This is a genomic window from Arcanobacterium bovis (assembly GCF_004331995.1).
In the GTDB taxonomy this organism is placed as follows: domain Bacteria; phylum Actinomycetota; class Actinomycetes; order Actinomycetales; family Actinomycetaceae; genus Arcanobacterium_A; species Arcanobacterium_A bovis.
Genome location: NZ_SJDT01000002.1, coordinates 339409 through 357061 on the forward strand (window position 1 = coordinate 339409; position 17653 = coordinate 357061).

12 protein-coding genes are annotated in these 17653 nt (G+C 50.2%); 3 read left to right on the forward strand and 9 right to left on the reverse strand.

What is annotated here, in order from left to right:
- Positions 1-26: 26 nt before the first annotated feature.
- Both uvrC and uvrA read right to left on the reverse strand, forming a co-directional pair.
- Positions 27-2030, reverse strand: a complete 2004-nt coding sequence (uvrC, locus tag EZJ44_RS03410; RefSeq protein WP_131280107.1) for an excinuclease ABC subunit UvrC — start codon at positions 2028-2030, stop codon at positions 27-29.
- Between the two features lie 2 nt (positions 2031-2032).
- Positions 2033-4924 (reverse strand): excinuclease ABC subunit UvrA, encoded by a 2892-nt coding sequence (uvrA, locus tag EZJ44_RS03415; protein WP_131280359.1) that lies wholly within the window; start codon positions 4922-4924, stop codon positions 2033-2035.
- 95 nt (positions 4925-5019) lie between these two features.
- On the opposite strand from uvrA, the gene EZJ44_RS03420 reads away from it, so the two are divergent.
- Positions 5020-5307: a YciI family protein gene (locus EZJ44_RS03420; RefSeq protein WP_206661836.1), complete on the forward strand. Its 288-nt coding sequence runs from the start codon at positions 5020-5022 to the stop codon at positions 5305-5307.
- A 75-nt stretch (positions 5308-5382) separates the two neighbouring features.
- Positions 5383-6372 carry a bile acid:sodium symporter family protein gene (locus EZJ44_RS03425; protein WP_131280110.1) on the forward strand — a complete coding sequence of 330 codons (990 nt, stop codon included), beginning with the start codon at positions 5383-5385 and terminating at the stop codon, positions 6370-6372.
- Between the two features lie 66 nt (positions 6373-6438).
- Here EZJ44_RS03425 and EZJ44_RS03430 read toward each other — a convergent pair whose 3' ends face one another.
- The 6 genes from EZJ44_RS03430 to rpsA all read right to left on the reverse strand — a co-directional run bounded on the left by EZJ44_RS03430 (position 6439) and on the right by rpsA (position 13891).
- Complete coding sequence (locus EZJ44_RS03430) at positions 6439-7440, reverse strand: TerC/Alx family metal homeostasis membrane protein (protein WP_131280112.1); 1002 nt, start codon at positions 7438-7440, stop codon at positions 6439-6441.
- 318 nt (positions 7441-7758) lie between these two features.
- Entirely contained in the window at positions 7759-9807 is a 2049-nt protein-coding gene (gene uvrB / locus EZJ44_RS03435) for an excinuclease ABC subunit UvrB (RefSeq protein WP_131280114.1), read from the reverse strand.
- Between the two features lie 83 nt (positions 9808-9890).
- Entirely contained in the window at positions 9891-10763 is an 873-nt protein-coding gene (gene coaE, locus EZJ44_RS03440; RefSeq protein ID WP_165496095.1) for a dephospho-CoA kinase, read from the reverse strand.
- An 81-nt stretch (positions 10764-10844) separates the two neighbouring features.
- Complete coding sequence (locus EZJ44_RS03445; RefSeq protein ID WP_131280120.1) at positions 10845-11438, reverse strand: pyroglutamyl-peptidase I; 594 nt, start codon at positions 11436-11438, stop codon at positions 10845-10847.
- A 19-nt stretch (positions 11439-11457) separates the two neighbouring features.
- The gene (locus EZJ44_RS03450; RefSeq protein ID WP_131280122.1) at positions 11458-12288 is read right to left on the reverse strand and encodes a siderophore-interacting protein; all 831 of its coding nucleotides are present in this window, start codon (positions 12286-12288) and stop codon (positions 11458-11460) included.
- A gap of 127 nt (positions 12289-12415) precedes the next feature.
- Complete coding sequence (gene rpsA, locus EZJ44_RS03455; protein ID WP_131280125.1) at positions 12416-13891, reverse strand: 30S ribosomal protein S1; 1476 nt, start codon at positions 13889-13891, stop codon at positions 12416-12418.
- Between the two features lie 189 nt (positions 13892-14080).
- On the opposite strand from rpsA, the gene EZJ44_RS03460 reads away from it, so the two are divergent.
- The gene (locus EZJ44_RS03460) at positions 14081-14941 is read left to right on the forward strand and encodes a class I SAM-dependent methyltransferase (protein ID WP_241658569.1); all 861 of its coding nucleotides are present in this window, start codon (positions 14081-14083) and stop codon (positions 14939-14941) included.
- Here EZJ44_RS03460 and polA read toward each other — a convergent pair.
- Positions 14935-17640, reverse strand: a complete 2706-nt coding sequence (gene polA / locus EZJ44_RS03465) for a DNA polymerase I (RefSeq protein WP_131280128.1) — start codon at positions 17638-17640, stop codon at positions 14935-14937. The two genes, EZJ44_RS03460 and polA, sit on opposite strands and share 7 nt — an antisense overlap.
- Positions 17641-17653: the final 13 nt, after the last annotated feature.

A 17653-nucleotide genomic window follows, 5' to 3' on the forward strand; every position in this document is an offset into this window, starting at 1 on the left:
GACGTTCTCAAAAAATAAGGCGGAGGTCACTTTGAAACGGGTGAATCGGCGTCGGAATCTGGACGGAGCGCATCGTGAATAGTCTGTGCAAAAGCCGAGCCGATTCCGGGAACTTCGCATAGCTCTGTCAGAGAAGCTTGCCGGATCCGCGCCACCGAACCGAAGTGTTTAAGCAACGCCTTTTGACGGCTCGGCCCAAGACCGGGAATATCGTCGAGAATCGAACGAGTCATGGCCTTGGAGCGTTTCTTACGATGAAAAGTAATTGCGAAGCGATGCGATTCATCTCGCAAATACTGCAATAACCGCAAAGCTGGCGACGTTCGCGGCAAAATCAGTGGAAAATCTTGACCCGGAATCCACACTTCCTCAAGACGTTTAGCCAATCCGATCACAGTCACATCGGCATTGAGTTCATCGACAACTCGCTGCGCCGCATTTACCTGTGGCAAACCGCCGTCGACGACGATGAGATCAGGTCGGTAGGCGAACTTCCGTGGGCGCTGGATATCCTCTGAATCAGGACCAGATAGCGGTTCATCATCCGATGCATCGTTAGCGTCCGCACCGCTTGCCAAACGCAACAGACGACGCCGCAACACTTCGTCCATAGCCGCCGTATCGTCGCGGGTACCGTGGCCATCGGGACCTCGCACAATAAAGTGCCGGTAGTCTTGTTTCTTTGCTAAACCGTCTTCGAACACTACCATTGAGGCAACTTGGTGAGTTCCCTGCGTATGCGAGACGTCGTAACATTCGATGCGCAAAGGAGCACGCTCTAAGTTCAAGCCAACGCGCAGTTCTTCGAGAGCTTGAGAGCGCTCGGTAATATCGCCCGAACGGTGCAATTTGTGGCGCTGAAGTGCTTGTACAGCATTGAGATGCACTGTGCGCATAAGATTTGCTTTCAGACCTTTTTGCGGATTCTTGATGTGCACATTCGCTCCCCTAAGCGAGGAAAGCCAATCGCTTAAAGTTTGCCATTCAGCAGGAATCTGCGGTAGCCAAATTTCGCGTGGGATCGCCGTCGTTGCGGTATGTGCTACGTCGTCTACGGATTTCGCGTCTTCCTTTATTCGCGGATTACTCGTGGGAGCGTACGCTCCATAAACTTGAAGCAAGAGATCAGATAGTAGCTCATCTGCATCCACACCAGCGGTTTCGCTCACCCATCCTCGTTGGCCACGGATCCTGCCACCTCGGACATAAAACACCTGTACGCTGGCTTCGATTTCGTCAAATTCGAGTCCAAAAACATCCGCATCAACATCAGAATCGAGCACCACGGTATTTTTCTCTGAAATTGTTTGCAGTGCTTGTACCTGATCTCGAAGTTTAGCTGCAAGTTCAAAGTCGAGGCACTGCGCTGCCTCTTTCATTTGGGAGCTTTTGAGCTTAATTAGGTCATCGCCGGTGCCATCGAGAAACTTCACGACAGCGCTGATAAGTTCACGGTGCTCAGCTGCGGAAATTCTGCCTATACATGGTGCACTACACCGATCGATATATCCATTCAAACAGGGCCGTCCCGCCCTGTGAGCATTATTGAAAACTCCTTTGGTGCAAGATCGTACTGGAAAAACTCTCAAAAGCAGATCGAGAGATTCACGCACTGCCCACGTTTGTGTGTATGGCCCGTAATATCTGATACCTTTTCGACGAGAATCGCGGGTAACCATCAAACGTGGATACTCTTCACTGACGGTAATAGCGAGGTACGGATAGGATTTATCGTCGCGATACATCACGTTAAAACGTGGATCGTATTCTTTGATCCATGCGTATTCCAAGGTAAGGGCTTCTAGCTCCGACTGGACGACCACCCAAACCACACGCACCGCAGTGAATACCATCTGTCGGGTACGTGGATGCAATACTATTGGATCGCGGAAATACGAAACTAAACGTTTGCGAAGATTCTTCGCCTTGCCAACGTAAATGACCCGACCGTCGTCGTCAATAAAACGATAGACTCCCGGATTTTCCGGAATATCCTGCGTGCGCGGGCGATACGACTGCGGATCAGCCATTGTCAGCGCGCTTTCGTTCCTAAGGTACCTGCCTTATCGAGCATGGGCTTGAGATACTTGCCAGTAAATGAATCTGCAATACCCGCGACGTGTTCAGGTGTTCCTTCTGCGACGACGAGGCCTCCCCCTTTGCCGCCTTCTGGACCGAGATCAATCACCCAATCAGCCGTTTTGATAACGTCAAGATTGTGCTCAATCACGATTACAGTATTGCCTTTGTCGGTAAGACCTTGCAGAACTTGCAGAAGTTTGCGCACGTCCTCAAAATGCAGACCCGTCGTGGGTTCATCGAGCAAATACACGGTTTTGCCGGTAGATCGTTTATGCAATTCCGATGCGAGCTTCACACGCTGCGCTTCGCCTCCTGAAAGCGTAGGCGCGGGCTGACCAAGGCGGATATAACCGAGCCCCACGGATTCGAGCAATTCAAGGTATTTCGTGATTCGCGGAACAGATGTGAAAAACTCTTTGGCTTCGGAAATCGTCATATTGAGCACTTGGGCAACATTCTTACCTTTGTACTGCACTTCCAAGGTTTCACGATTGTAGCGCGCGCCGTGGCAAACCTCGCACGGTACGTACACATCGGGCAAAAAGTTCATTTCAATCTTGAGCGTGCCGTCACCGTGGCATGCCTCGCAACGGCCGCCTTTTACGTTGAACGAAAAGCGACCAGGACCGTAGCCGCGAATTTTCGCATCAGGAGTTTGGGCAAAGAGCGTACGGATCTGATCCCACATGCCTGTGTAAGTCGCGGCATTTGAGCGTGGCGTGCGACCAATCGGCGATTGATCGACATGAACGATTTTATCGAGTTCTTCAAGACCTGTAACGCGACGGTGCTTACCAGGCAAATGACGCGCGCGATTGAGCTTATTTGCCAATACCTGATAGAGAATTGAATTAACGAGTGAAGATTTACCAGAGCCAGAAACGCCGGTAACCGCAGTAAACACGCCTATAGGGAATTTTACGGTGACGTTGCGAAGATTGTTTTCCTCGGCTCCTTCTACCGTGATTTGTCGCTTTTTATCAATTTTACGACGTTTTTTCGGCACACTTATTTCACGCTTGCCGCTCAAATATGCGCCGGTTATCGAGCGTGGAGCGTCAACTATCCCTTCAGGTGGCCCAGAGTAGACTACCTCGCCGCCATGTTCGCCGGCGTAAGGTCCGATATCGAGCAGCCAATCTGAGCGTCGGATCGTGTCTTCGTCATGTTCGACGACGACGAGCGTGTTGCCAAGGTCGCGCAGGCGGAACAAGGCCTCGAGAAGTTTATCGTTATCACGTTGGTGGAGGCCGATAGAAGGTTCGTCAAGCACATAGAGTACGCCGACTAAGCCAGAACCGATCTGAGTTGCGAGTCGGATTCGCTGTGCTTCACCTCCCGACAAACTGCCGGCAGAACGCGCTAAAGTCAGATATCCTAGCCCGACCGTCACCAAAAAATTCAAACGTTCGAGAATTTCACGCAAGATTTGCTCTGCGATTTTGTGTTCGCGTTGGCCTAACTCAAGATTGCGCACGTAGTCGAGTGATTCGGATATCGGCATATTGGTCAATTCCGAAATATTCGCAGAGCCAACGCGCACTGCCAACACTTCCGCCTTCAGGCGCGCTCCACCACAGGTTTTGCACGGAATATCGCGCATAAAGCCTGCGTAACGCTCTTTTGCATACTCTGAATCGGTTTCGGTAAATTTGCGTTCTACGAAGTGTAAAACGCCCTCAAAACCGGAGGAATACGTCTTCTCTCTACCCCAGCGATTTCGGTACTTCATCTTCACTTTGAAGTCATGACCATGCAAGATTGCTTTGCGTGCAGGGGCGGGAATGTCTTGCCACGGAGTTGTGAGGTCGAAACCAAGATCTTCGCCCAAAGACTCAAGCTGACGCATATGGTATTCCTTCGCCGACGCCGATGCGGTAACGGTCCAAGGCACTATCGCTCCGTCAGTGATAGAAAGCTGCGGATCTTGAATCACTAGATCTTCAGATACCTGCGATTTGTAGCCAATGCCTTCGCAATCGGGGCATGCTCCATAAGGCGCATTAAACGAAAAAGTACGTGGTTCGATTTCATCGAGTTCAAGCGCATGATCGTTTGGGCAGGCACGCTTTTCAGAAAAACGAATATAACGTGCGGGATCGTCGTCGTCCTTATCGACGAATTCAATGACGGCGATACCTCCCGAGAGATGCAAGGTGGTTTCAATAGAATCGGTTAGTCGCGAACGAATCCCATCTTTCATAGCGATTCTGTCTACTACGACGTCGATTGAGTGTTTCTTTGTTTTGGCAAGTTTCGGAACGTCGCTTAATCGCACGGCCTCGCCGTCAATGACGACGCGCGAATAGCCATCTTTGATTAACTCCGCAAGCGCGTCTGCGTGCTCACCTTTTTGCCCACGAATTACTGGTGCAAGAATCTGAAACTTGGTTCCCTGCGCAATCTTTTCGAGCCGATTGACGATTTGCTCTGCCGATTGTGCTTCAATTTTCTCGTCGCACACCGGGCAGTACTGTGTACCAGCACGGGCATATAGTAATCGCAGGTAATCATATACTTCGGTGATTGTTCCGACCGTAGAACGTGGATTGCGGTTGGTGGATTTTTGGTCAATCGATACCGCAGGTGAGAGGCCTTCGATGAAATCGACGTCGGGCTTGTCCATTTGCCCAAGAAACTGGCGTGCATAAGAGCTCAAAGACTCAACATATCGGCGCTGCCCCTCAGCGAAGATCGTGTCAAAAGCAATAGACGACTTTCCTGAGCCGGACAGGCCAGTAATAACGACGAGCTGATCGCGCGGGATATCAACCGTAATATTTTTTAGGTTGTTCTCACGGGCGCCTTGAATATGAATCGAATCATGCACAACATTGAGCATAATCTTCTCGCGCAATACAAACAAACGTTCGAGAGCGATAATGCCGATATCACATTCCTCTTTCCCAATTGGCGTAAAGGCACTAAAATAGCAACATGGCTATGAATATTGCAGCAGTATTTTACACTTATGACCCTGCCCGCCCTGAGGATCTTACCCATGCCCGCCCGGCGCACCGCGAGTTTTTGCGAGGGCTGCTCAACAACGGTGAGCTCTTGGCTTCGGGTCCGTTTGTAGACGGCGGTGCTCTCTTGATCGTTCGTGCCGAAGACGCCGATGCAGCGCTCGCTTTGCTGGAAAACGATCCACTCAATATTGAGGGAATTATTATCGAACGCAAAGCATTGCTATGGGATCCAGTTTTGGGGCCTTGGGCATCCTAATCTGGTTTTTGCTGTTCCTGCGTCTGCTTGCATATAGCTGGCACACACCGCATATAGGCATGTGTGCCATGTGCTATGTGTAAGCTACGCGGAGACTCTCTTGGCGAAATTCTTGTGAAGTTTAAGTTCGATTTCCTCGTTAGTGGTATAATTGTTGCATTTATTATCGGTATCGTTTTTCCGGTAAGTGCAGGATATGAGACCGTTCTATCGCGCGTGGGCGACGCCGCCGTTGCCCTCGTTTTCCTGTTTTACGGTATGCGTCTGCATTCGGCGGAAGTGCTACGCGGCTTGCGGGATCTCAAACTGCAGCTTTCAGTGCTGGCCAGTACGTACGTCGTTTTTCCTATCTGCGGTATGACGGCGTATTGGTTGCTTTCCCCAATTATTGGCGAAAGTTTCGCGCTCGGAATTTTCTTTTTGAGTCTGCTTCCCTCTACGGTGCAGTCCTCCGTTACATTTGTTTCGATCGCACGTGGTGACGTCGCAGGCGCGGTGTGCGCTGCTACCATCTCGAATATTTTAGGAATATTCCTAACTCCATTCTTGGTGTTTGTATTCATGGGTACGCAAGCCGCAAGCACACAAGGTTTTTCTTCGGTGCTTATCAAGCTGTTATTGCCCTTCGCTGTGGGGCAGCTGCTCCAGCCCTTCTTGGGTGAGCTGATGCGTAAACACCGTGCGATTACCAAGGTAACGGACAATCTCGCCATTATTATCGTAGTTTTTTCGGCTGTTACCAGCGCAAGTAATGAAGGTGTGTGGACGGCAATAACCGCCGTACAACTGATATACCTTGTTGCAATCCTCGCTGTGTTACTTGCACTGATGCTGTTGATTACTTGGCTTGGTGGAAAAACACTGAAGTTCGCATATCCACAGCGCGTGGTGTTGCTCATGTGCGGCTCGAAGAAGTCTCTAGCCAGTGGCCTGCCGATTGCCAAAGCTCTCTTCGCAGGTCCAGCCGTTGCTACACTGGTAGTCCCAGTAATTCTCTTCCACCAAATTCAGTTGTTCGTGTGCGCAATTATTGCTCGCCGTCTTGCTCAAAGCACTACGTTCTAGGGAACGTAGCACCTCAGAAAACTACTGAATACGTTTCAGTCCTCTACTGCTGTGGGAATAAGGTTCTTATTCCGCAGTGTTAGAACTACGAGCTTCGATACGTTTCGCTCCAAGCACAGACACAATCACCGTGATCAGAATTGCCACAATAATAAATGCTACCGAGAAGATAATCGACGGTTCAGGGATGGCTTCAAGGTATCCGTAACCGTGTGAAGCATGAAGCACAAGCTTCAAGGCGATAAAGCCCAGAATCGCCGCAAGACCGAAGTGCAGGTAAATGAGCTTCTCGAGCAATCCATCAATGAGGAAGAACATTTGGCGCAAACCCAGTAATGCAAAGGAGTTTGCCGCAAACACGATAAAAGGTTCCTTGGTAAGACCATAAATTGCGGGAATTGAGTCAAGTGCAAACATCAGATCAACCGAGCCAATCGATACGATGCACAACAATAACGGCGTAATCATCGTCTTGCCAGCGTGCCTGGTAATCAGGCGATCACCAACGTAACCATCCGTCGTCGGAACGTATTTAGAAATCAGGCGAGTGGTGAAATTAGGCTCATACTCTTCGGATAGCTCGTGGTTTGAATCGCGTTCGCGAATCTCTTGCACGCCATCAATAATCTGTTTGATGGCCGTGTAGAGCATCCACGCACCAAAAATGAAGAATACCCAAATATAGCGTTCGACCAGTGCTGCACCGAGCAAAATAAATACAAACCGCAGGGCAAGGGCGATCACGATACCATACATCAAGACTTTTTGTTGGTAGATGCGCGGAACCTTAAACGCGGCGATAATAATGATAAAGACGAAGATATTATCGAGGGATAACGAGTACTCAGTGATATATCCTGCGAAATATTCCGTTGCGAATCGCGATCCATGCCGCACAAGCAATGAGATTCCAAACGCCACGGCGAGGGAGATATAAATACAACTCCAAATCGCTGCTTCTTTGATCGTTGGCTCGTGAGCTTTGCGCACGTGACCGAATAAGTCAAACAAAATCAAGGCTAATACCACTGCACCCAGCACGAACCATTCCCAAAGGTAAACAGTCATGCCTGTGCCGGTCATGGGTGCAGTTAGCAGTGATTGATGTGCATGATAAACGGATGTGGTATTAGCTAAAAATGACAGCGCCACAATTGCCCTTTCCGGTACTGGTAAAACAAATACCGGAGGTCTCTTCCCGCCAAGCGAGGGCCTCGACCCGGATGATTCTTATCATCGTACTGACGAGCCGATATTTCGTGGGAATACTCCCCTCCTCGATACATTCTAGCGAAGGAAGGGCTTTGGTTCTTCATTGAGAGCAATGATAATAACCACGCCCGAAGAAAATCGCGGAAATTCGGTGCTTATAGATCCTTAAATGAGTTAGTTTCCTTGAATCTTGCGCAGCTCTTTTTTAACGTCATTAATTTCATCTCGCAGGCGAGCTGCGAGTTCGAATTGTAGATGTTCGGCAGCTTCGTGCATTTGTGCGGTGAGTTCGTCAAGGAGCTCCGCTATCTCGCGCCCGTCACCGCTATTGGCAGCAGTCTTTGCTTTCTCGCGTCGATAACCGCCTTCGAGGAGGTCTTTCGTGTCGATGTCTTCGCGAGCCAACATATCGGTAACGTCTGCGATCTTCTTTCGCAGTGGTTGCGGATCGATGCCCCGTTCGGTGTTGTATGCGATTTGTTTTTCTCGACGACGGTTTGTTTCGTCGATAGCTTCTTGCATATTCGGCGTGATTGTGTCGGCGTACATATGTACTTGACCAGATACGTTTCGAGCGGCACGACCGATCGTCTGGATAAGTGAGGTGGTAGAACGCAGGAAACCTTGTTTATCGGCGTCGAGAATTGCCACGAGCGAGACTTCGGGCAAATCGAGACCTTCACGGAGCAAGTTGATGCCTACGAGCACGTCAAATTTGCCTAGCCGAAGCTCGCGCAAGAGTTCTACGCGCCGCAAGGTATCGACGTCGGAATGAAGGTACTCCACCCGCACCCCGCGCTCGGCGAGATACTCAGTAAGATCTTCTGCCATTTTCTTCGTCAGCGTAGTAACGAGCACACGCTCATCGCGCTCGACGCGCAGACGAACTTCCTCAAGCAGATCGTCGATCTGACCTTGGGTAGATTTGACGATAATCTCAGGGTCTACCAGGCCAGTTGGACGAATGATTTGTTCTACGAAACCATCGGACTGCTCAAGCTCATACTTTCCAGGAGTTGCCGACAGATATACTGTTTGCCCGATTCTCTCAAGAAACTCCGTCCATTTAAGCGGGCGGTTGTCCATAGCTGAGGGCAGGCGGAATCCATAATCTACCAGCGTACGCTTACGGGACATATCCCCCTCATACATCGCGCCAATCTGTGGAACAGTCACATGTGATTCATCGATGATGAGCACGAAATCTTCGGGGAAGTAGTCCAATAAGGTATTAGGCGGAGTGCCTTGTGCACGCCCGTCAATATGCCGCGAGTAATTTTCGATACCTGCGCAGGTGCCAAGGTTGCGCATCATTTCGATGTCGTATGTAGTGCGCATTTCTAAGCGTTGTGCCTCAAGAAGTTTGTTGTCTTCGCGAAGGTCGTGTAGACGTTTTGCGAGCTCGTCTTCGATTGTGCCAATCGCGCGCGCCATGCGTTCAGGACCCGCAACATAATGAGAAGCCGGAAATACATGCGCGTGATCGGTATTTTCAATAACGTCACCCGTGAGCGGATGAAGATAAGATAATGAGTCGATCTCGTCGCCAAAAAACTCAATTCGCACTGCCAATTCCTCATACACGGGGATAATCTCAACGGTATCGCCGCGCACTCGGAATGTGCCGCGCGTAAAAGCGAGATCGTTGCGAGTGTATTGCATGGTAACGAATTTCTTGAGTAGTTCATCGCGCTCAATTTCTTGTCCGACTTCGAGGCGTACCATACGATCAACGTATTCTTGCGGCGTACCTAGACCATAGATGCAGGACACCGAAGCAACAACCACCGTATCGCGCCGCGTGAGCAAGGAATTAGTGGCGGAATGGCGCAAACGCTCAACTTCATCATTGATCGACGAGTCTTTTTCAATGAATGTATCGGTTTGCGGCACATAGGCTTCTGGCTGGTAGTAGTCGTAGTACGAGACGAAATACTCGACTGCGTTATTCGGTAGTAACTCGCGAAATTCCGCTGCCATTTGTGCCGCGAGAGTTTTGTTTGGCTCCAAGATCAGCGTAGGACGTTGTATTTGCTCAATGAGCCAGGCGGTAGTTGCCGACTTTCCGGTGCCTGTGGCACCGAGCAGGACGATGTCCTTCTCACCAGCGTTGATCCGTTCGGTAAGTTCCTTGATAGCCTGAGGCTGATCACCCGAAGGCGTGTATTCTGATACGACTTCGAATTTCGCATCGCTGCGCACAATATCGGACACTGGTCTCATCAGTTATCTACTCTCTTGCTGTTAAAAACCGCGCACTCATGACTTGGCAGTTCTGGACAGACTCATCGCTGCTTAAACTTGTTCTATTTGCTATTTAACCAAATACTCAAATGGTTAGCTGGATTTGCGATTTCGAAATGCTCGCCTACCGGCACGAATCCAGCTGTGTGTAGCCGAATTTTGTAATCGGTGGGCAATGGTTGTACTGGTTCTAAAATAGAAGTATTGCTCTCGGCAAGATCGCACGATATGCCGAGATTGTGTAGCTTACGTTGTATATGGGCAGTATTAGCAACTAGCTTAATGGCATCGGGACGTGAGGCTGGCGCGTACGGAAGTTTTTCTTGGCAAGCGAGATTTTTGGTAAAAGGATTGATCCAGTGATCCCAAAGCCAGGACACTACTGCGTCGGTATCTTTCGGCTGTGTATTGTCCACGATTACATCGGCGCTAGCGTGCAATTCGTGTGCTGGGAGTTGCCTTGCGATACGTGAGCGCGCGTCGTCTTCGCTCATGGAACGCTCGCGTATCATACGTTCGACGCGAACTTCTTCACGGGCATCGATAACGACAATTCCGTGTGCGCGCATCTCAACGTCGCTTCCTTTGAGTAGCGGAATATCGTGTACGACGACGCCGTTCGGGTTGCGTTCGTATGTTGCTTGCTCTGCTTCACGGGCTAGTTTGCCAATATATGGATGAGTGATTGCGTTGAGCTTTGACAAATCGTGGGGTGAGGAAAATACTATTTGCGCGAGGCGCTGCCGATTGAGTGTGCCACTGGGAGAAAGAACGTCGCTCCCCCACGTCTCAATAATCTGATTTAATGCCGGCGAGCCCGGTTCCACCGCACGTCTAGCCAGAACGTCGTAGTCGATAATTTGCGCGCCGCGGTCCGCCAACGCACGGGCAAAATAAGATTTCCCAGCAGCTATACCGCCAGTCAAAGCCAGCACTAACATCGAACACCTCCCCAAGTACGGTAACACACGGTTGCCAAAACATAGTGTTCGTGTAAATGCTTCCTAAGCACTGGTTCAGAAAATTTCGCTCAGCAGTTTGCGCACGATCCATCGAATGAAATCGAGATTAGTTTCTAGCGATGAATACTCCGGTGACGGGATATGAACAAATACCGCCGAGCGTGATACCTGCAAAGCGGTATAGTACACCGTATTACATACATAAAGCCCAGCAGATAGTGACTCCTCAACATCGAAACCAGCTTGGCGTGCTGCCTCAACTAGTGCAGGCACGTCGAATGAGGTTTCGAGTGCTAGAGCACCGTCGTCGATAGATTCATTGCGGGCAATATGTCCGCTCATATCCGCAGTACGAGAATCTTGTTTATTTATTGCGAAACGCTCAATTGTGATCTTGGTGCGATCCGCTGCAAGACCGAGTGCAACATGGAGATCATAAGCGCCGAGCTGTTCCAATCGCTCCCGAGCAGCTCGGTATTCGACGGGTAAAATTTCGACGTCAATTGCGCATGGCCTCGTATGCGCTACGTCGTCAACGCCGAGTACCAGAGCTGGGTCGTTCATTTCAGAAATGCTCGTAATAAGAGTTTCAGTTGGGTTCTCAGTATTATTGGCAAATACTCCAAAGCCTGTAATTAAAACGCGCATGCCATTATATTAATGCATTTTATCCGAGTTCTGGTTCGTTTGGATCAATCGGATCATGATGTGAACGCCCCGCCACACCATGTTTCCAATATCCGTCAATCTTCATATTCTCTTTTGGTATGCCAGAATCGTTGCGCAACCATTGACGCACTGGAATGAATGTACTCGCTTCACCCGCAAGCCATACATACTGATCGATTTCTAGAGGGATGGATTTTATTTGGTGTAATAAGGTTTCACCGCTGTAATCCGGCTCAATGATATGGAAAGTTACGTTGTCGCGGTTCCAGTGTTTGCGGAAGTACTTCTCTACGCCATTCCATGTGGTGATGAGTACGACGTCGATGTGGGCGTCGTCGTCGAGACAATCAAGCCAGCGGGTCAAGGCAGGAAATGCGCTATGATCGACGGCGATAAGAATTCGCTTAACCGGCGGCAAAATTATGGAACTCTTAGGTCCTAGGAGCAACACTTCTGAGGATTGCTGAGCAGCGTTGTTAGCGCTACCAGAAGAAATGCGCGTTAACCATTGTGCGAGTTCTCCATCTGCATGTTTGGCTATATCGATCTCTATTCCCGCTGGCAACAATCTCATTGCAGTGAGGTCGCGGAAAATTTCCCGCGAGCCAAGTTTATGAGTCTCTGGATCGTATTCAACCTGCTCACCGGCAGTGTGCGGCAAGACGAGCTTAAAATGATCGGAAGGTCCCTGCGCAGGTAGATCCGCAAGATCGTCGCCCTCAATTCGGACTCTGACGAAGGCATCGTCAATATGCTCAATATGAGTAACTACTCCCCGACGAGCTTTTAATTCGTGCTTTTTCTTCGTCTTTCCAAAAATTTCGTGCATAACCACAGCTTATCAATACTTAGGGATGCCTAACTAATAACGAATCAAGCTCAGCGCGAAATGGCGGATAATAAAAGTGTGGGGGCGAGATCCTAAGATCTCGCCCCCACACTAGAGCTTAAACTGTTCAGTTACCAGTCAGCTTTTCACGCAATGCTGCAAGTGCTTCGTCGGAAGCGAGCGTGCCCGATGCATCGTTACCCGAGGAGTAAGATGCTGGTGCTGGCTCTTCTTCAGCAGCAGGAGCTGGAGCTTCGGCAGCTGCGTTTGCATCTGCTTCGAGTGCCTTAGCAACCTGCGACTTGTGTGCCTGCCAACGTGCTTCTGCCTGTGCGTACTCATTCTCCCAAGCAGCTTGGTTGGCTTCGTAGCCTTCCATCCACTCGTTGGTTTCTGGATCGAAACCTTCTGGGTACTTGTAGTTGCCCTCTTCGTCGTACTCAGCAGCCATGCCGTAAAGCGATGGATCGAAGTCTTCAGAAGTTGGGTCCACGCCTTCATTCGCCTGCTTAAGCGAGAGCGAAATACGACGACGCTCGAGGTCGATGTCGATAACCTTGACGAATGCATCGTCATTTACCTTCACAACCTGCTCTGGCAACTCAACGTGACGCTGAGCAAGCTCTGAGATGTGAACGAGGCCTTCGATGCCATCTTCAACGCGAACAAAAGCACCGAATGGTACGAGCTTCGTAACCTTGCCTGGCACAACTTGGCCGATAGCGTGGGTACGAGCAAAGGTCTGCCAAGGATCCTCTTGGGTAGCCTTGAGCGAAAGCGAAACACGCTCGCGGTCGAAATCAACATCGAGAACTTCAACCGTTACTGGCGTTCCAACTTCAACAACCTCTGATGGGTGATCGATGTGCTTCCACGAGAGCTCAGAAACGTGAACGAGACCGTCTACGCCACCAAGATCAACGAATGCACCGAAGTTGACGATCGACGAAATAACGCCTTCGCGAACTTGGCCCTTCTGCAGGGTGTTGAGGAAGTGGGAACGAACTTCAGACTGGGTGTGCTCAAGGAATGCGCGACGCGAGAGAACCACGTTGTTGCGGTTCTTATCGAGCTCAATGATCTTGGCTTCAATCTGCTTGCCAATGTAAGGCTGCAGATCGCGCACACGACGCATTTCAACAAGCGAAGCTGGGAGGAAGCCGCGAAGACCGATGTCAAGAATGAGACCGCCCTTAACAACTTCAATAACGGTGCCGGTAACAACACCGTCTGCTTCCTTAACGCCCTCGATTTCGGTCCAAGCACGCTCGTACTGTGCGCGCTTCTTCGAAAGCATCAGGCGACCTTCTTTGTCTTCCTTCTGCGTTACGAGTGCTTCTACCTTGTCACCAACTTTGACGACGTCCTCTGGATCGATGTCATGCTTGATGGAAAGTTCCTTCGAAGGAATAACACCTTCGGTCTTGTAGCCGATATCGAGAAGAACTTCGTCTCGATCGACCTTGACTACGGTACCCTCGACGATGTCCCCGTCGTTGAAGTACTTGATTGTTTCGTCAACAGCGGCAATAAGATCTTCTTTGGTGCCGATGTCGTTGATAGCTACCTCCGGGAACGTGGAGGATGAAATATTAGCGGTCATAGAGTTGGTGACTCCGTTACGGATAAAACTAGATTTGAATTCGGACAATGGTGTGTGGATATAACTCCGGCACACCAATATACAAGTTTAGGGCGAAAATATACCGAAAAGCAAGCTTAGATTGCTAGTGTAGTGATCAGTGCGCCACATCTGTGCCTTTGAAAGTAATCGCGTTAATCCGACGGAACGATGTCGGCCATTACACGTAAGCACGTAGCCGTAATTGACGATGGAAGAGAGACGATGTTTTCAGCAGGACGAATGCCTTTAAGTCACGACGACGATCCAGTAACGTCGAATCGTGCCTGGTGGAACGCAAATGCAGCGCAATACCTCGATGAGCATGGAGAAATACTCGGAGATGCCGATTTTATCTGGGGACCAGAAGGCATCCGCGAAGCTGATCTCAATTTGCTTGGCACCGCTAAGGAGCTCAAAAAGGCTAAGATACTCGAAATCGGAGCAGGCGCTGCCCAATGCTCTCGTTATCTTCACACTCTCGGCTATGACGTCACTGCTTCAGATTTGTCCGATACCATGCTCGCAAATGCCCAGAAAATCAACACCCGATATGGTCACGATTTCCGTTTGGTGCAAGCTGATGCACGCAAGCTACCGTTCGATGCGGAAGTGTTCGACGTCGTCTTCACCGCCTTTGGAGTGATCCCCTTTGTGGAGGACCTCGAAACTGTGCATAACGAGGTGCGCCGCGTACTCAAACCCGGAGGCGCGTGGGTGTATTCGGCAATGCATCCAATTCGCTGGATGTTCCCAGACGATCCCACCCGGCGAGGGATGTCCGTCACGGCGTCGTACTTCGGAACAGAGCCGTACATTGAACGGAACTCACGGGGCGAATTGGAATATGCCGAATTTCATCACACCTTTGCTGACCACATAAACTCCCTTACGGCCTGCGGATTTAGCATTGCAGAACTGATTGAGCCGCAGTGGCCGCTCGGGAGAAATGTCGTATGGGGTGGATGGGGTCCAGAACGCTCAGCGTTTATTCCTGGCACTTTGATTGTTCGCGCGATCAAAAATCAGTGAGCTGCAAAACGCCAGTTCTTCCCCACGCCGATACCTACAGACAGTGGCACCAAAAGCTCTTCAGCATCCCCCATCTTTTCACGTACAATCTGCTCGACCAGTTCACGCTCAGTATCGACAATCTCGAGCACGAGTTCGTCGTGAACTTGCAAGAGTACACGCGATTTTAAGCCTGCTTCATTGAGCGCTTGTTCAACGTCAAGCATGGCAACCTTGATGAGGTCAGCAGCAGAACCTTGAATGGGTGCATTAAGTGCCATTCGTTCGGCTGCCTCACGCAACTTTCGGTTACTTGAGGTAAGTTCTGGGAGGTAACGACGCCGGCCACGGATAGTTTCGGTGTAGCCCAGCTTGCGAGCCGAATCAACCACCGTGTCAAGGTATTCCTTGACCTTACCGAACCTACTAAAGTAACCGTCCATGAGTCGCGCTGCTTCCGGAACTGATACGCCGAGTTGGGCAGACAATCCATAGGCAGACAATCCGTAGACCAGACCATAGCTCATCGCCTTGATCTTCGAACGTTGCTGGGCGGTGACATCGTCTTCAGAAACGTTAAACACCCGGCTTGCCACGTAGTTATGTAAATCAGCGCCGGCGTTGAAGGCTTCGATCAACGCCGCATCCCCCGATAAATGAGCCATGAGGCGCATTTCAATTTGTGAGTAATCAGCAGTCATTAGCGAATCGAAGCCCTCACCAGGCACAAAAACTTCGCGGATCTGCAAGCCTTCCTCGGTGCGAGCATGAATATTTTGAAGATTAGGTTCGGTAGACGACAACCGACCTGTTGCCGCTACCGTTTGCTGGTAAGTGGTGTGGATACGCCCATCGTCTTGTACGGACTTCTGTAGTCCCTCAACCGATTGTAAGAGCTTAATTGCATCACGATGGGTAAGTAGAGCGCCGAGAAATGCTTTGCCCATGAGGGCATCATCGTCTTCCCTGCTCGCGATTTTAACCAGCAACTCTGCGAGGGCATCGGCGTTAGTTGTGTAACCCGATTTCGTCTTTTTTGTTTTAGGTAAATTGAGCCGGTCAAAAAGCAATGCCTGCAATTGCTTCGGGCTTGATAAATTAACCTCGAAATCGCCAACAGCCATATGTGCGCGCTGCACCGCTTCGTCAACTCGATGTGCAAATTCGCTAATGAGCTGCGCTAAACGTTGCTGATCGACGCTTATGCCACGATTCTCCATCGCAAATAGTACGCGCGACACCTCAAGTTCGAGTGTTAAAAGATCGCCAGACATGCCCTGTTTTTCGATCGCTTGGGCGAAAACATCGGCGAGATCCATAACTGCAGCTGCGTATTGGATGAGGTTATCGCTTGCGAGCAGACCATCCATAGTGATGCCAAGCGAGTCGTCAGAATCGGCGTCGAGATCAAGTGAAAGATAACGCTGCACAAGTTCTACAAAATCGTATTTCCGCTGATCAGGGTGGAGCAAATACGCCTGCAATTCAGTGTCGCTTTCGACACCAGCGAGCGTAAATCCAGCGCCTAGCCAAGCATGAGCTGCGGCCTTGCCACTGTGAACAATCTTTTTCATGCTCTCATCTGCCAGCCATTGTGCAAGTGCGGCTGTTTCTTCGCTGTTGAGAGTCGAAAGCTCACGAGAAATTGCGGTGCCATCGGCACGCGATAATGCAAACTTATGTACATTGCCTTGGCCCGGTGAGAACTGGCCTTCCACATACATTCCGATGAAAAAAGCGTCTTTGGAAAGAAACTGCACCAAATCGCCGTCGTATGCCATAGCAGTTCGGGTGGTACGGATCGCTACCGAATCGAAATCGGTATCCTCATCAACGGATGCTCGATTTGGAAATTCACTCAGCACACGATCGCGCACCGAAGAGAAATCAAGTACGTCGCACAGCTCGTGAAAGCTACGCCTGTCCACACCGTGCGGTACGAAATCGTCAAAGCTCTCACCAATGGGCAAATCGCGCACGAGTTCATTCAACTTGCGATTCAAACGTACTTGGTCGAGGTGCGCGCGTAGTGACTCACCTACTTTGCCCTTGATATCAGCGGCGTGATCAAGGACGCCTTCTAAATCGCCGTACTGCTCAAGCCATTTCACTGCCGTCTTTGGGCCGACGCCTGGCACGCCAGGAATATTATCGGCTCCTTCGCCAACCAAAGCAGCAAGATCTGAGTAACGTTGTGGCGAAACTTGGGTCCGTTCTTGCACCACTTCTGGAGTCATAACCAGCATCTGTGATCGCGGCATCGGATAAAGCACTGTAATATCGTCGTTTACTAGCTGGTAGGAGTCTTTATCGCCCGACGCAATAAAAACTTTCATTCCGCGCTTGGCACCAATTGTCGCCAGCGTTGCCACGATGTCGTCAGCTTCGTAGTCCTCGACAGTTAACCAGGAGATTCCGATGGTATCGAGGAGCTCTTGAATGATCGAAATTTGCCCTTTGAACTCCTCCGGTGTCGCTTTGCGTCCACCTTTGTACTCGGCGAAATCGCGGGTACGGAATGTGCCGCCTGGCAAATCAAAAGCAACTACCACATGGCTTGGGTTGTAGTCTTTGACCAGCCTCAGCAAGGTGTTAAAAAAACCGTGGACGGCATTAGTATATGTGCCCGAAGCCGTGCGAAATGACTCAGGAGGAAGTGCATAAAACGAGCGGAATGCCATTGAGTGGCCGTCAATCAGGAGCAAATTATTCGAGTTCACGATATGAGTCTAT

Bases quoted from the DNA above. Each gene is read 5' to 3' on its own strand.
- uvrC (WP_131280107.1), bottom strand. From the start codon at position 2,030: ATGGCTGATCCGCAGTCGTATCGCCCGCGCACGCAGGATATTCCGGAA.
- uvrA (WP_131280359.1), bottom strand. From the start codon at position 4,924: ATGCTCAATGTTGTGCATGATTCGATTCATATTCAAGGCGCCCGTGAG.
- EZJ44_RS03420 (WP_206661836.1), top strand. From the start codon at position 5,020: ATGGCTATGAATATTGCAGCAGTATTTTACACTTATGACCCTGCCCGC.
- EZJ44_RS03425 (WP_131280110.1), top strand. From the start codon at position 5,383: ATGTGTAAGCTACGCGGAGACTCTCTTGGCGAAATTCTTGTGAAGTTT.
- EZJ44_RS03430 (WP_131280112.1), bottom strand. From the start codon at position 7,440: ATGACTGTTTACCTTTGGGAATGGTTCGTGCTGGGTGCAGTGGTATTA.
- uvrB (WP_131280114.1), bottom strand. From the start codon at position 9,807: ATGAGACCAGTGTCCGATATTGTGCGCAGCGATGCGAAATTCGAAGTC.
- EZJ44_RS03445 (WP_131280120.1), bottom strand. From the start codon at position 11,438: ATGCGCGTTTTAATTACAGGCTTTGGAGTATTTGCCAATAATACTGAG.
- EZJ44_RS03450 (WP_131280122.1), bottom strand. From the start codon at position 12,288: ATGCACGAAATTTTTGGAAAGACGAAGAAAAAGCACGAATTAAAAGCT.
- rpsA (WP_131280125.1), bottom strand. From the start codon at position 13,891: ATGACCGCTAATATTTCATCCTCCACGTTCCCGGAGGTAGCTATCAAC.
- EZJ44_RS03460 (WP_241658569.1), top strand. From the start codon at position 14,081: ATGTCGGCCATTACACGTAAGCACGTAGCCGTAATTGACGATGGAAGA.